This is a genomic window from Mesorhizobium sp. L-2-11 (genome assembly GCF_016756595.1).
In the GTDB taxonomy this organism is placed as follows: Bacteria; Pseudomonadota; Alphaproteobacteria; order Rhizobiales; family Rhizobiaceae; genus Mesorhizobium.
The window spans coordinates 4,013,466-4,028,531 of the sequence record NZ_AP023257.1; the positions used below are offsets into that span (position 1 = coordinate 4,013,466).

General features: G+C 62.3%; 10 protein-coding genes and 1 tRNA gene. All 11 read left to right on the top strand.

Going from position 1 to position 15,066, the window contains the following annotated elements:
* The first annotated feature begins 13 nt into the window (after positions 1–13).
* The 11 genes from JG739_RS19180 (at position 14) to rpoC (ending at position 14,979) form a co-directional block, all read left to right on the top strand.
* Positions 14–1,642 (top strand): COG3904 family protein, encoded by a 1,629-nt coding sequence (locus JG739_RS19180; RefSeq protein WP_202362948.1) that lies wholly within the window; start codon positions 14–16, stop codon positions 1,640–1,642.
* A 129-nt stretch (positions 1,643–1,771) separates the two neighbouring features.
* Positions 1,772–2,293 carry a metal-dependent hydrolase gene (locus JG739_RS19185; RefSeq protein ID WP_370464305.1) on the top strand — a complete coding sequence of 174 codons (522 nt, stop codon included), beginning with the start codon at positions 1,772–1,774 and terminating at the stop codon, positions 2,291–2,293.
* A 35-nt stretch (positions 2,294–2,328) separates the two neighbouring features.
* Positions 2,329–2,404, top strand: a tRNA-Trp gene (locus JG739_RS19190).
* Positions 2,405–2,773: 369 nt separating this feature from the next.
* Positions 2,774–2,977, top strand: coding sequence for a preprotein translocase subunit SecE (secE, locus tag JG739_RS19195; RefSeq protein WP_013531408.1), 204 nt, complete (start codon positions 2,774–2,776; stop codon positions 2,975–2,977).
* Between the two features lie 27 nt (positions 2,978–3,004).
* Positions 3,005–3,532, top strand: coding sequence for a transcription termination/antitermination protein NusG (nusG, locus tag JG739_RS19200; protein ID WP_006333333.1), 528 nt, complete (start codon positions 3,005–3,007; stop codon positions 3,530–3,532).
* A gap of 171 nt (positions 3,533–3,703) precedes the next feature.
* Complete coding sequence (rplK, locus tag JG739_RS19205) at positions 3,704–4,132, top strand: 50S ribosomal protein L11 (RefSeq protein WP_023798121.1); 429 nt, start codon at positions 3,704–3,706, stop codon at positions 4,130–4,132.
* 4 nt (positions 4,133–4,136) lie between these two features.
* Positions 4,137–4,835 carry a 50S ribosomal protein L1 gene (rplA, locus tag JG739_RS19210; protein WP_202362949.1) on the top strand — a complete coding sequence of 233 codons (699 nt, stop codon included), beginning with the start codon at positions 4,137–4,139 and terminating at the stop codon, positions 4,833–4,835.
* A gap of 413 nt (positions 4,836–5,248) precedes the next feature.
* Complete coding sequence (gene rplJ / locus JG739_RS19215) at positions 5,249–5,767, top strand: 50S ribosomal protein L10 (protein ID WP_065011395.1); 519 nt, start codon at positions 5,249–5,251, stop codon at positions 5,765–5,767.
* A gap of 54 nt (positions 5,768–5,821) precedes the next feature.
* Positions 5,822–6,199: a 50S ribosomal protein L7/L12 gene (gene rplL / locus JG739_RS19220; protein WP_023680442.1), complete on the top strand. Its 378-nt coding sequence runs from the start codon at positions 5,822–5,824 to the stop codon at positions 6,197–6,199.
* Between the two features lie 254 nt (positions 6,200–6,453).
* A complete protein-coding gene (rpoB, locus tag JG739_RS19225; protein WP_077381038.1) occupies positions 6,454–10,590 on the top strand; it encodes a DNA-directed RNA polymerase subunit beta in 4,137 nt (1,378 codons plus the stop codon).
* A gap of 192 nt (positions 10,591–10,782) precedes the next feature.
* Positions 10,783–14,979: a DNA-directed RNA polymerase subunit beta' gene (gene rpoC, locus JG739_RS19230; protein ID WP_202362950.1), complete on the top strand. Its 4,197-nt coding sequence runs from the start codon at positions 10,783–10,785 to the stop codon at positions 14,977–14,979.
* The last annotated feature ends 87 nt before the right edge of the window (positions 14,980–15,066 follow it).

Here is a 15,066-nt window from a genome sequence, read left to right on the forward strand (position 1 = left end):
CCAGGCATGGTGGATGCTTGGGCTGATCTGCTTGGCGTCGTTCCTGGTCATGGAACACGCTGCCTTCGCGGCGAACACCAAAAAATCCGCGCCGGATCTTGGTCCGACGATGCGGTTTGTCGTCGTCCGCAGCAGCGCGCCTGGTTGCGAACCGACCTGCCCGGAATGGATATCGGCTGAAGGCTCGATAGTGGCCGCCACGCCGGCCCTGTTCAAACGCACGCTCAAGGCGCTCGGTGGCCGCAAACTGCCTGTTGTCGTGGATTCTCCCGGCGGCAACGTCGAAGCGGCGCTGGCGCTTGGCCGGCTGCTGCGCAAGAACAAGCTCGATATCGCGGTCGGCAAAACCCGGTTCACCGGTTGCCAGCCCGATGCCGAGGACTGCAAGGAAAACGACGGCAAGGGGGCTCGCTATTTCGGCAATGCCTATGCCAGCGGCGCCATCTGCAATTCCGCCTGTCCGCTGATGCTTGCCGGCGGCATCAGGCGCGTCGTCGGGCAATGGGCCTTTCTCGGCGTGCATCAGATCACCACGACCTACATCAAGACGAAGTTGCAGTACCGGACCACCTATCGCGTGGTCGGAGGCAAGAAGAAGATCCTCAGCAAGAAGATCGTCGGCCGCAAGAACGCCGGCAGCTACAAGACCTACGAGATGAGCAAGTCGGTGGAGAAAAGACTGGCTGCCTATCTGAACGAAATGGGCGTCGGCCTGGCCGTGCTCAAGACGATGAAGAACACCCCGGCCAGCAGCATCCAGCAGTTGGCTCCCTACGACATGCTGCAGGCGAAGCTGGTGACCAGCCTGGATGCCGTCGACCTGCTGACCGCGCCAACCCTATGCAACACCGATCCGGTGGCCGCGAACTGCAGGGAAATACCGGCGCCGGCCGGCGACGTGGTAGCGTACGCCAAGCCAGCTCCCGCCACGCCGGTCGAACCCCAAACCGCGCAGCGGACCGATGTTGGAGATATGCGCTTCGTCCTGGTTCGCGGCAGAAGTTTTCTCTGCGATCCCAACTGTCCCGAATGGATCTCGGCGGAAGGGACGATCAGCGCTCAAACGCCGGAACGGCTGCGCCAACTGCTGGACACGATCGGTGATCGGCGACTGCCGGTGGTGATCAACTCGCCGGGAGGCGACGTGCTCGGCGCTCTGGCCGCCGGAAGGTTGATCCGAGAACGCAAGCTCGACGTGGCGGTTGCGCGGACGGACTTCATTGGATGCGAGCCGGGCAACGCGGATTGCGCCGCCAGGGATGGCGTCTACGTCGGGCTGACGATCGATGCAAGCGGTGCGTGTGGCGCGGCCTGCCCGATCATGCTTGCCGGCGGTATCAGGCGCCTTGTCGGTCCCCGCGCGCAGTTGACCGTTCATTCGATGGGATTGGAGCAGCGGGTCAAAACCTATCTTAGGGACATGGCGGTCGGACCCGGTCTGCTGGCGGCGATGCGGTCGGTGCCGGCCCCGCGCCATCGGCAGCTCGAACCCGAGATGATGCTGAAAGTCGGGCTGACGACCGGGCTTGAATCGGTCGATGAATTTACCGGTCCGACCATCTGCAAGTCGCAGCCAATGCCGGGGAATTGCCGCGTGGTGTCGACGTCCGAGGTTCAGGCCGAGGCGCCGGTCAAGCTGTAAGGCACAACGCACGCCCCAGCCGAGCGGGATAGCCGTCTTTTAGCTCGCTTGTTAGCTCGCTTGGGGGCGAAGCGGGGTAGTCCTTCCTGAATGCGCCACAATCCGCCGTGACGTTCAACCGACTCGGCAATGAACAAAGGTTTGGCGATGCTGATCGCTCATCTTCCGGCTGGCTACATACTCGGTACTTTCGCACGAAACCGTTGGCCCGGCAGATCGATGGCGGCGGCTTTGCTTGGCAGCGTCGTCCCGGATCTCGACATGGTCTACTTCCATTTTGTCGATGGCGGACGAACCCATCACCACGCCTACGTCACGCACTGGCCGCTCTTCTGGGCAGCGGTTGGCCTTGTGGCACTGTCGGTCGCGAGATGGCGTGATCCGCGATATCTGGCCTCAGTAGGCGTCTTCTTTGCCGCCGCAATGATACACATGATCCTGGACAGTGTGGCGTCGCCTATCATGTGGCTGATGCCGTTCGACCGGCGTGCGCTCGAACTCGTCACGGTTCCGGCCACATATCGCAACTGGGTCATGAGCTTCCTGTTGCATTGGACTTTTGCTCTCGAACTTCTCATATGTACCTGGGCGCTGGCCCTCGGAATTCGACCAACGCAGTCCCGCGCGGCCACGCCTAAAAACTCGACTTGAGTTCTTGTCCGCTTTATGAAATAGCAGCGCGCGATACGGGCATAGCTCAGTTGGTAGAGCGGCGGTCTCCAAAACCGCAGGTCGTAGGTTCGAGCCCTGCTGCCCGTGCCATTTTTCGAAATGGCCAATTCAAAAAAATGTCTGGTCTTCCAGGCATCGTCCCTTTTGAACATCGCGCGGCTTGCCATATAGGCTTTATTGAGGCATAAGAGCGCCATAGCCGGGACGGGACGACTGGATGGTTCCGAGGCGGCGTTTGGCATAAAGCGGACACTTGCCACTTGCGTGGATCAAGAATCGGTTTTATGTAGACGAAACAGACACGCGACGCGTGGAGCTGGGAAGCCGGCTTTACGCGTCCGATTTGCATGGGCGAAATGATTGCGCTGATTCGGCGCGAACACAGGCTCAGGCGGCACATCCCGGCCAGCGGGATCATCCAGGAGATCCGGTCAACGGGTCTTGCAGACAGAGCGGCACATGGCTTCGAAAACCACAAATCCTTTCGTCTTTCTCCAGCAGGTTCGCGCGGAGACCGCCAAGGTGACTTGGCCGTCGCGTCGCGAAACGATGATCTCGACGGTGATGGTTCTGGCTTTCGCTGTGATCGCGATGATCTTTTTCTTTACTGCCGATCAGCTCATGGGCCTCGCGGTCGAGCAGATCCTGGGCATCGGACGCTAAGTCCGGCGATTACGGAGAAGCCTTGAAATGACTGCGCGGTGGTACATCGTCCACGCCTATTCGAACTTTGAAAAAAAGGTCGCTGAGGACATCGAGAACAAGGCCAAGCAGAAAGGCCTGTCCGCTGACATCGAGCAGATCGTGGTGCCGACCGAGAAGGTCGTCGAGATCCGCCGCGGCCGCAAGGTCGATGCCGAGCGCAAGTTCTTCCCGGGCTACGTGCTGCTGAAGGCCAACCTGACCGATGCGGTGTTCTCGCTGGTGAAGAACACGCCGAAGGTCACCGGCTTTCTGGGCGATTCGAAGCCGGTGCCGATCACCGAGGCCGAGGCCCAGCGCATCCTGAACCAGGTGCAGGAAGGCGTCGAGCGGCCAAAGCCCTCGGTCACTTTCGAGATCGGCGAGGCGATCCGCGTCTCGGACGGTCCGTTCGCCTCGTTCAACGGTTTCGTCCAGGAAGTGGACGAGGAGCGGGCGCGGCTCAAGGTGGAAGTTTCGATCTTCGGGCGCGCCGTGCCGGTCGATCTCGAATTCGGACAGGTCGAAAAGGGCTGATCCGAAATCCTTGTCGCCAATTCGGCGGTGAGGGAGGCGGCGTGGAGGTCGCCGCCAAAACGGGGTGGGAGGCAAATGCAGCTTTAGCCGGCCGCAGGATCCGCACCACCAGACTGCAACCGCCGGTGTTGCCCAGATTTGGGGCCGGCATGAGACAAAGGCAGGAAAGAGATGGCTAAGAAAATTGCAGGCCAGCTCAAGCTCCAGGTTTCCGCGGGCTCGGCGACGCCGTCGCCCCCGATCGGACCGGCGCTTGGTCAGCGCGGCATCAACATCATGGAGTTCTGCAAGGCGTTCAACGCGCAGACCCAGGAAATGGAAAAGGGATCGCCGGTTCCGGTCGTGATCACCTATTACCAGGACAAGTCGTTCACCTTCGTCATGAAGACGCCGCCGGTGAGCTACTTCCTGAAGAAGGCCGCAAACCTGAAGTCGGGCTCGAAGGAGCCGGGCAAGGTCAAGGCCGGCACGATCGGCCGCGACAAGGTGCGCGCCATCGCCGAGCAGAAGATGAAGGATCTGAACGCAACCGATATCGAGGGAGCCATGCGCATGGTCGAGGGCTCCGCCCGCTCGATGGGCCTGGAAGTGGTGGGCTGAGATCATGGCAAAGATTGCAAAGCGCGTAGCGAAGAGCCGCGAAGGCATCGATCCCAACAGGGCCTATGCCTTGGGTGATGCGCTGAAGCTGCTCAAGGACCGGTCGTCGGTGAAGTTCGACGAGACCGTTGAAATCGCGATGAACCTGGGTGTCGACCCGCGCCATGCCGACCAGATGGTCCGTGGCGTGGTCAACCTGCCGAACGGCACCGGCCGTACCGTCCGCGTCGCGGTTTTCGCGCGTGGCGACAAGGCCGAGGAAGCCAAGGCGGCCGGCGCCGATATCGTTGGCGCTGAGGATCTGGTCGACATCGTCCAGAAGGGCACGATCGACTTCGATCGCTGCATCGCCACGCCGGACATGATGCCGCTGGTCGGCCGTCTGGGCAAGGTGCTCGGCCCGCGTGGCATGATGCCGAACCCCAAGGTCGGCACCGTTACCACTGACGTTACCGCCGCCGTCAAGGCGTCGAAGGGCGGCGCGGTCGAGTTCCGCGTCGAGAAGGCCGGCATCGTGCATGGCGGCGTCGGCAAGATCTCGTTCGACGTCAAGGCGCTGGAAGAGAACGTTCGCGCCTTCGCCGACGCGGTGAACAGGGCGAAGCCGGCTGGCGCCAAGGGCAACTATGTCAAGAAGGTGTCGGTCACCTCCACGATGGGCCCGGGCCTCAAGCTCGACGTCTCGACGCTGGCAGCGTCCTGATACGAACCATTTTGATCTGCCGCTAAAGGGCTGATCCGCAAACTGAATTCCGGGCCTCCGATTTATCTCGGCGGCCCGGTACCGGAAGTCGAAAGGCTTCCGGACATCCTGTCCGAGATTGCGGGCGGCCCCAGGCCTTGGTTCAAGGGGGGCCTTAATTCATGTGGGCCTGCATGAGACGGGTGAAGACCGGACAACGGAGCGACTGCTCCAATGAAAGGTTCGAACCGTGTTTGCCTTTTGTCTGCGCACCATTCGGCTTGCCGGCTGGTGTGGCGAAAGGGGGCAGGATCCTCGAGCGTCGTTCGGGAGATCCGTTACTGGATGGCCCGGCCGGCAAAAGGCAACCCGACGCCTGTCCTCGTAATGGGAATGTTCCCGTTAACAGGATTGGGGTCAACTGGAGATAGGCAGTGGACAGAGCGGAAAAACGCGAACTCGTCACGGGCCTGAATGAAGCGTTTTCGGGCGCTGGTTCAGTCGTCGTGGCCCACTACGCCGGTATTACCGTCGCACAAATGAACGACCTTCGGTCGAAAATGCGTGTCGCCGGTGGCACCGTCAAAGTCGCGAAGAACCGTCTCGCCAAAATCGCTCTTCAGGGCACGGACTCCGCATCGATCATCGACCTGTTCAAGGGACAGACGCTGATCGCCTATTCGGAGGATCCGATTGCGGCGCCGAAGGTCGCGTCCGATTTCGCCAAGGGAAATGACAAGCTCGTCATTCTCGGCGGCGCAATGGGCACCACCTCGCTCAACGCCGACGGTGTGAAGGCACTCGCCACACTTCCGTCGCTCGATGAGCTGCGCGGCAGGCTGGTTGGCATGATCGCCACACCGGCAACCCGGATCGCCCAGATCGTCAATGCGCCTGCGGCTTCGGTCGCGCGCGTCATCGGCGCTTACGCCCGGAAGGACGAGGCGGCATGAGGCCGTTCCTCGCTATCACAAACACACGTTCGAACCTTATGAAGGAATATTGCAATGGCTGATCTGGCAAAGATCGTAGACGACCTTTCGAAGCTGACCGTCCTCGAGGCGGCCGAGCTGTCGAAGCTTCTGGAAGAAAAGTGGGGCGTTTCCGCTGCTGCTCCGGTGGCGGTTGCTGCCGCAGGCGGTGCTGCGGCTGCTGCTGCTCCGGTCGAGGAAAAGACGGAATTCGACGTCGTCCTCACCGAGGCGGGCGCTCAGAAGATCAACGTCATCAAGGAAGTTCGCGCCATCACCGGTCTTGGCCTCAAGGAAGCCAAGGACCTGGTCGAGGCGGCTCCGAAGCCGGTCAAGGAAGCTGTTTCCAAGGCCGACGCGGACAAGTTCAAGGCCCAGCTGGAAGCAGCCGGCGCCAAGGTCGAACTGAAGTAAGCGTTTGATATCGGCGGGCGGCTTCGCGCCGTCCGCCACTCCCTTGGCGCGAAGGGAGGCTGCGTAACGCGAAGAGTACGAAAACCTCTTTCCTGAGGGCCGTAAAGCGGCCTTCAGGAAACGGGTTTTCTCCCGTTTTGGCCAGCCACCGACAGGTGGCGGGTGAACAAATAAAGGGCCGCCGCCGACGGTGGCCGAGAATGCAAGGCGAGCCGCGGCGAGGCTCGCCCCGAGAATCGAGCTAAGGAGCGACGATGGCCCAGACACAGACTTTCAATGGCCGCAGACGCGTACGCAAATTCTTCGGAAAGATTCCGGAAGTTGCGGAGATGCCGAACCTGATCGAGGTTCAGAAGGCATCCTATGACCAGTTCCTGATGGTCGAGGAGCCCAAGGGCGGGCGTCCTGACGAGGGACTGCAGGCGGTTTTCAAATCGGTGTTCCCGATCTCCGACTTTTCCGGCTCCTCGATGCTGGAATTCGTGAAGTACGAGTTCGAAGCGCCGAAATTCGACGTTGACGAATGCCGGCAGCGCGACCTGACCTATGCCGCGCCACTCAAGGTGACGCTGCGCCTCATCGTGTTCGATATTGACGAGGATACCGGCGCCAAGTCGATCAAGGACATCAAGGAGCAGGACGTCTATATGGGCGACATGCCGCTCATGACCTTGAACGGCACCTTCATCGTCAATGGCACCGAGCGCGTCATCGTCTCGCAGATGCACCGCTCGCCGGGCGTCTTCTTCGACCATGACAAGGGCAAGTCGCACTCGTCGGGCAAGCTGCTGTTTGCCGCGCGCGTCATCCCCTATCGTGGTTCGTGGCTCGACATCGAGTTCGACTCGAAGGACGTCGTGCACGCCCGCATCGACCGTCGCCGCAAGATTCCGGTGACGTCGCTGCTGATGGCGCTCGGCATGGACGCCGAGGAGATCCTGTCGACCTTCTACAACAAGATCACCTACAAGCGCGCCGGCGACCACTGGCGCATCCCGTTCAACGTCGAGCGTTTCCGCGGCCTCAAGGCCGTCGGCGACCTGATCGATGCGGACACCAACGAGGTCGTCGTCGAGGCCGGCAAGAAGATCACCGCACGCCAGGCCCGTCAGCTCGGCGAAAAGGGTCTCAAGGCGATCAAGGCGACCGACGAGGATCTGCTCGGCAACTACCTTGCCGAGGACATCGTCAACTATGCGACCGGCGAGATTTTCCTCGAGGCGGGCGACGAGATCGACGAAAAGACGCTAAAAGTACTTCTCGCCGCCGGCGACGACGAGATCAAGGTTCTCGACATCGACCACGTCAATGTCGGCGCCTATATCCGCAACACGCTCAACGTCGACAAGAACGAAAGCCGCCAGGACGCGCTGTTCGACATCTACCGCGTCATGCGCCCCGGCGAGCCGCCGACGCTGGAAACCGCCGAAGCCATGTTCAACTCGCTGTTCTTCGACAGCGAGCGCTATGATCTGTCGGCCGTCGGCCGCGTCAAGATGAACATGCGCCTCGAGCTCAAGGCCGAGGACACCGTGCGCGTGCTGCGCAAGGACGACATCCTGGCCGTGGTCAAGACGCTGGTCGAACTGCGCGACGGCAAGGGCGAGATCGACGACATCGACAATCTCGGCAATCGCCGCGTGCGCTCGGTCGGCGAGCTGATGGAGAACCAGTACCGCGTCGGCCTCTTGCGCATGGAGCGCGCGATCAAGGAACGCATGTCCTCGATCGAGATCGATACGGTGATGCCGCAGGACCTGATCAACGCCAAGCCGGCGGCTGCCGCCGTGCGCGAGTTCTTCGGTTCCTCGCAGCTGTCGCAGTTCATGGACCAGACCAACCCGCTGTCGGAGATCACCCACAAGCGCCGTCTCTCGGCGCTTGGACCCGGTGGTCTGACCCGCGAGCGCGCCGGCTTCGAGGTGCGCGACGTGCACCCGACGCATTACGGCCGCATCTGCCCGATCGAGACGCCGGAAGGCCCGAACATCGGTCTGATCAACTCGCTGGCCACCTTTGCGCGCGTCAACAAGTATGGCTTCATCGAGAGCCCGTACCGCAAGATCGTCAACGGCAAGCTGACCAATGAGGTCGTCTATCTCTCGGCGATGGAAGAGGCCAAGCACCACGTCGCGCAGGCCAATGCCGAGCTCGACAAGGATGGTCGTTTCGTCGACGAATTCGTCATTTGCCGCAACGCCGGCGAAGTGATGATGGCGCCGCGCGAAAACGTCGATCTGATGGACGTGTCGCCCAAGCAGATGGTGTCGGTGGCCGCGGCGCTGATCCCGTTCCTCGAGAACGACGACGCCAACCGCGCGCTGATGGGCTCGAACATGCAGCGTCAGGCCGTGCCGCTGGTGCGCGCCGAAGCGCCGTTCGTCGGCACCGGCATGGAGCCGATCGTCGCCCGTGACTCCGGCGCCGCCATCGGCGCCCGCCGCGGCGGCGTCGTCGACCAGGTCGACGCGACGCGTATCGTCATCCGCGCCACCGAAGATCTCGATCCCGGCAAATCGGGCGTCGACATCTACCGGCTGATGAAGTTCCAGCGTTCGAACCAGAACACCTGCATCAACCAGCGTCCGCTGGTGCGCATGGGCGACCTGGTCAACAAGGGCGACATCATCGCCGACGGCCCGTCGACCGAGCTCGGCGATCTGGCGCTTGGCCGCAACGTGCTGGTCGCGTTCATGCCGTGGAACGGCTACAACTACGAGGACTCGATCCTCTTGTCCGAGCGCATCGTCGCCGACGACGTCTTCACCTCGATCCACATCGAGGAGTTCGAGGTCATGGCGCGCGACACCAAGCTCGGGCCGGAGGAAATCACCCGCGACATTCCCAACGTCTCGGAAGAAGCGCTGAAGAACCTCGACGAGGCCGGCATCGTCTATATCGGTGCCGAAGTGCAGCCTGGCGACATCCTGGTCGGCAAGATCACGCCGAAGGGCGAAAGCCCGATGACGCCGGAAGAAAAGCTTCTGCGCGCCATCTTCGGCGAAAAGGCATCGGACGTGCGTGACACCTCGATGCGCATGCCGCCCGGAACTTTTGGCACCGTCGTCGAAGTGCGCGTCTTCAACCGCCACGGCGTGGAGAAGGACGAGCGCGCCATGGCGATCGAGCGCGAGGAGATCGAACGCCTCGCCAAGGACCGCGACGACGAGCAGGCGATCCTCGACCGCAACGTCTATTCGCGCCTGTCCGACGTTCTCGTCGGCAAGGATGCGATTGCCGGGCCGAAGGGTTTCAAGAAAGGCTCGAAGCTGTCGAAGGATACGCTCGACGAGTATCCGCGTTCGCAGTGGTGGCAGTTTGCGGTGGAGAACGAAAAGCTCCAGAGCGAGCTGGAAGCCCTGCGTGGCCAGTACGACGATTCCAAGAAGGCGCTCGAACAGCGCTTCATGGACAAGGTCGAGAAGGTGCAGCGCGGCGACGAGATGCCTCCCGGCGTCATGAAGATGGTTAAGGTCTTCGTGGCGGTGAAGCGCAAGATGCAGCCCGGCGACAAGATGGCCGGCCGACACGGCAACAAGGGTGTCGTGTCGCGGATCGTTCCGGTCGAGGACATGCCGTTCCTCGAGGACGGCACGCATGCCGATATCGTGCTCAACCCGCTGGGTGTGCCGAGCCGCATGAATGTCGGCCAGATCCTGGAGACGCATCTGGGCTGGGCTTGCGCCGGAATGGGCAGGAAGATCGGCGAGTTGATCGACGCCTACAAGACAGGCGGCGACATCAAGCCGCTGCGCAAGACGCTCGAAAGCTTCATGCCGGCCAACGACCGCAACGAGCCGATCCGCGACTATGACGACGACAGCGTCGTTCGCCTCAGCGAGCAGATGCGCCGCGGCGTCTCCATCGCGACACCGGTGTTCGACGGCGCGCACGAGGCCGACATCAACATCATGCTGGAGCAGGCGGGCCTGCACACCAGCGGTCAGTCGCAGCTCTATGACGGGCGCACCGGCGAGCCGTTCGATCGCAAAGTGACGATGGGCTACATATATATGCTCAAGCTTCACCACCTTGTGGACGACAAGATCCACGCGCGTTCGATCGGGCCGTACTCGCTCGTTACGCAGCAGCCGCTGGGCGGCAAGGCGCAGTTCGGTGGCCAGCGCTTCGGCGAGATGGAGGTCTGGGCGCTCGAAGCGTACGGCGCCGCCTACACGCTGCAGGAGATGCTGACGGTGAAGTCGGACGACGTCGCCGGCCGCACCAAGGTCTACGAGGCGATTGTCAGAGGCGACGACACCTTCGAGGCCGGCATCCCCGAGAGCTTCAACGTTCTGGTCAAGGAAATGCGTTCCCTTGGCCTCAACGTCGAGCTGGAGAACACCAAGCTCGACGACAACCCGATCCGGCTGCCCGACGCGGCCGAATAAGCAAGACGTCCGGTCGCGGGAGAGGGCTCCTGCGACCGGGCGCCGAGCATGATCCCGAAAAGTGGTTACCGGTTTTCGGCCAAGATCATGCTCAAACAAGAAGTTTCTTCGGCCGATGGTCGACCAAGTCGGCGGGCGTTTGGCCCGCGCTAGATGCAAGGGGTTTTCGATGACCCCGAAAAGGAGAACGGCATGAACCAAGAGGTCATGAATCTCTTCAATCCCCAGGCGCCTGCACAGGTGTTCGATTCCATCCGGATTTCGCTCGCCAGCCCTGAGAAGATTCTGTCCTGGTCGTTCGGCGAGATCAAGAAGCCGGAGACCATCAACTACCGCACCTTCAAGCCGGAGCGCGACGGCCTGTTCTGCGCGCGTATTTTCGGCCCGATCAAGGACTACGAGTGCCTGTGCGGCAAGTACAAGCGCATGAAGTACAAGGGCGTCATCTGCGAGAAGTGCGGCGTCGAAGTCACGCTGTCGCGCGTCCGTCGCGAGCGCATGGGCCATATCGAGCTGGCCGCGCCGGTCGCCCATATCTGGTTCCTGAAGTCGCTGCCGTCGCGTATCGGCACGCTGCTCGACATGACGCTGAAGGACATCGAGCGCGTTCTCTACTTCGAGAACTACATCGTCACCGAGCCCGGCCTCACCGCGCTGAAGGAGCACCAGCTGCTCAGCGAGGAAGAGTACATGATGGCCGTCGACGAATATGGCGAGGATAGTTTTACCGCCATGATCGGCGCCGAGGCCATCCACGACCTTCTGGCCGGCATGGACCTGGAGAAGATCGCCGGCGACCTGCGTTCGGAGCTGGCTTCGACCACATCCGAGCTCAAGCAGAAGAAGTATTTGAAGCGGCTCAAGGTCGTCGAGAACTTCATGGAGTCCGGCAACCGTCCGGAATGGATGATCATGAAGGTGGTCCCGGTGATCCCGCCGGACCTGCGCCCGCTGGTTCCCCTGGACGGCGGCCGCTTCGCCACGTCCGATCTCAACGATCTCTACCGCCGCGTCATCAACCGCAACAACCGCCTGAAGCGGCTGATCGAGCTGCGCGCGCCCGGCATCATCGTGCGCAATGAAAAGCGCATGCTGCAGGAAGCCGTCGACGCGCTGTTCGACAACGGCCGTCGCGGTCGCGTCATCACCGGCGCCAACAAGCGTCCGTTGAAGTCGCTGTCCGACATGCTGAAGGGCAAGCAGGGCCGGTTCCGCCAGAACCTGCTCGGCAAGCGCGTCGACTATTCCGGCCGCTCGGTCATCGTGACCGGTCCGGAGCTCAAGCTGCACCAGTGCGGCCTGCCGAAGAAGATGGCGCTCGAACTGTTCAAGCCCTTCATCTATGCACGTCTCGACGCCAAGGGTTATTCCTCGACCGTCAAGCAGGCGAAGAAGCTGGTCGAGAAGGAGCGTCCGGAGGTCTGGGATATCCTCGACGAGGTCATCCGCGAGCACCCGGTGCTGTTGAACCGTGCGCCGACGCTGCACCGCCTCGGCATCCAGGCGTTCGAGCCGATCCTGATCGAAGGCAAGGCGATCCAGCTTCACCCGCTGGTCTGCACGGCCTTCAATGCCGACTTCGACGGCGACCAGATGGCGGTTCACGTGCCGCTGTCGCTGGAAGCGCAGCTTGAAGCCCGCGTGTTGATGATGTCGACCAACAACATCCTGCACCCGGCTTCCGGCGCACCGATCATCGTGCCGTCGCAGGACATGGTTCTGGGTCTCTACTATCTGTCGATCGTCAACCAGAACGAGCCGGGCGAGGGCATGGTGTTTGCCGACATGGGCGAACTCCAGCACGCGCTCGAGACCAAGGCGGTGACGCTGCACTCCAAGATCAAGGGCCGTTTCCGTACGGTCGATGCGGACGGCAAGGTCGTGTCGAAAATCTACGACACCACGCCCGGCCGCATGATCATCGGCGAGCTTCTGCCGAAGAACGCCAACGTGCCGTACGAGACCGCCAACCAGGAGATGACCAAGAAGAACATCTCCAAGATGATCGACACCGTCTACCGCCATTGCGGTCAGAAGGAGACGGTCATTTTCTGCGATCGCATCATGGCCCTCGGCTTCAGCCACGCCTGCCGCGCCGGCATTTCGTTCGGCAAGGACGACATGCTGATCCCGGATGCCAAGATCAAGCTGGTGTCCGATACCGAGGCCTTGGCCAAGGAATACGAGCAGCAGTACAATGACGGCCTGATCACGCAGGGCGAGAAGTACAACAAGGTCGTCGACGCCTGGGCCAAGTGCTCGGAAAAGGTCGCCGACGAGATGATGGCCCGCATCAAGGCGGTCGAGTTCGAGGACAATGGCCGTCAAAAGCCGATGAACTCGATCTACATGATGTCGCACTCCGGTGCGCGCGGCTCGCCCACCCAGATGCGCCAGCTTGCCGGTATGCGCGGCCTGATGGCCAAGCCGAGCGGTGAAATCATCGAGACGCCGATCATCTCGAACTTCAAGGAAGGCCTGACCGTGCTCGAGTACTTCAACTCGACCCACGGCGCCCGCAAGGGTCTGGCCGACACCGCCTTGAAGACGGCGAACTCGGGTTACCTCACCCGTCGTCTGGTCGACGTGGCGCAGGACTGCATCGTCAACTCCGTCGACTGCGGCACCGACAAGGGCCTTACCATGCAGCCGATCGTCGATGCCGGCCAGGTCGTCGCTTCCGTCGGCCAGCGGGTTCTCGGCCGCACCGCGCTCGACGACATCACGCATCCGGTCACCGGTGAGGTTCTGGTCAAGGCCGGAACGTTGATGGACGAACGCGACGTCGAGCAGATCGAAAAGGCCGGCGTCCAGTCGGTCCGCATCCGCTCGGCGCTGACTTGCGACGTCAGGGTCGGTGTCTGCGCGGTCTGCTACGGACGCGATCTGGCCCGCGGCACCCCGGTCAACCAGGGCGAGGCTGTCGGCGTCATTGCGGCGCAGTCGATCGGCGAGCCGGGCACCCAGCTCACCATGCGTACCTTCCACATGGGCGGTACGGCGCAGGTGGTGGACTCGTCGTTCCTTGAAGCCTCGTATGAGGGCAAGGTCGAGATCCGCAACCGCAACGTGGTGCGCAACTCCGACGGCCAGCAGATGGTCATGGGCCGCAACATGGCGGTGCTGATCCTCGACGAGGCCGGCAAGGAGCGCGCCACGCACCGCCTCACCTATGGTTCGCGCATCTTCGTGGACGATGGCGACAAGGTGAAGCGCGGCCAGCGCATCGCCGAGTGGGATCCCTATACCCGCCCGGTCCTCACCGAAATCGAGGGCAAGGTGGCGTTCGAGGATCTGGTCGACGGCATTTCCGTCCAGGAAACGGCCGACGAATCGACCGGCATCACCAAGCGCGAGGTCATCGACTGGCGTTCGACGCCACGCGGCAACGACCTCAAGCCGGCGATCGTCGTCCAGGACGCCAAGGGCAAGGTCGGCAAACTGTCGAAGGGCGGCGACGCTCGCTTCCTGCTCTCGGTCGAGGCCATTCTTTCGGTCGAGCCGGGTGCACAGGTTCGCCCCGGCGACGTGCTGGCGCGTATCCCGATGGAAAGCGCCAAGACCAAGGACATCACCGGCGGTCTGCCGCGTGTTGCCGAATTGTTCGAGGCACGCCGTCCGAAGGATCACGCCATCATCGCCGAGATCGATGGCACGATCCGCTTCGGCCGCGACTACAAGAACAAGCGTCGCATCATCATCGAGCCGCATGACTCGACGCTTGAGCCGGTCGAATACCTGATCCCGAAGGGCAAGCCGTTCCATCTCCAGGACGGCGACGTCATCGAGAAGGGCGACTACATCCTCGACGGCAATCCGGCGCCGCACGACATCCTGGCGATCAAGGGCGTGGAGGCGCTTGCGTCCTACCTCGTCAACGAGATCCAGGAGGTCTACCGTCTGCAGGGCGTGTCGATCAACGACAAGCACATCGAGGTGATCGTTCGCCAGATGCTGCAGAAGGTCGAGATCACGGCGCAGGGCGATTCGACCTATATTCCGGGCGACCACGTCGACATGATCGAGCTGGAAGAGGTCAACGAGCGCCTGGTCGAGGAGGGCAAGAAGCCGGCCGAAGGCCAGCCGGTGCTGTTGGGCATCACCAAGGCCTCGCTGCAGACGCCGTCCTTCATCTCGGCCGCCTCCTTCCAGGAGACGACCCGAGTGCTGACCGAAGCGGCGGTTGCCGGCAAGACCGACATGCTGCAGGGGCTGAAGGAAAACGTCATCGTCGGCCGTCTGATCCCGGCCGGCACCGGCGGCACGATGAGCCAGATCCGGCGCATCGCCACCTCGCGCGACGAGCTGATCATCGACGAGCGCCGCAAGGCGTCGGGTGTCGAGGTCGCCGATCCGATGCTGACCGACATGGCTTCCGCCGCGCAGTAAGCGCGGCGGGCAAAGATCTCAGGCAACAAAGCCGTCGGGCCAACCCGGCGGCTTTTTTGTGGGGTGGGTTGGCGACCGACTGGGATA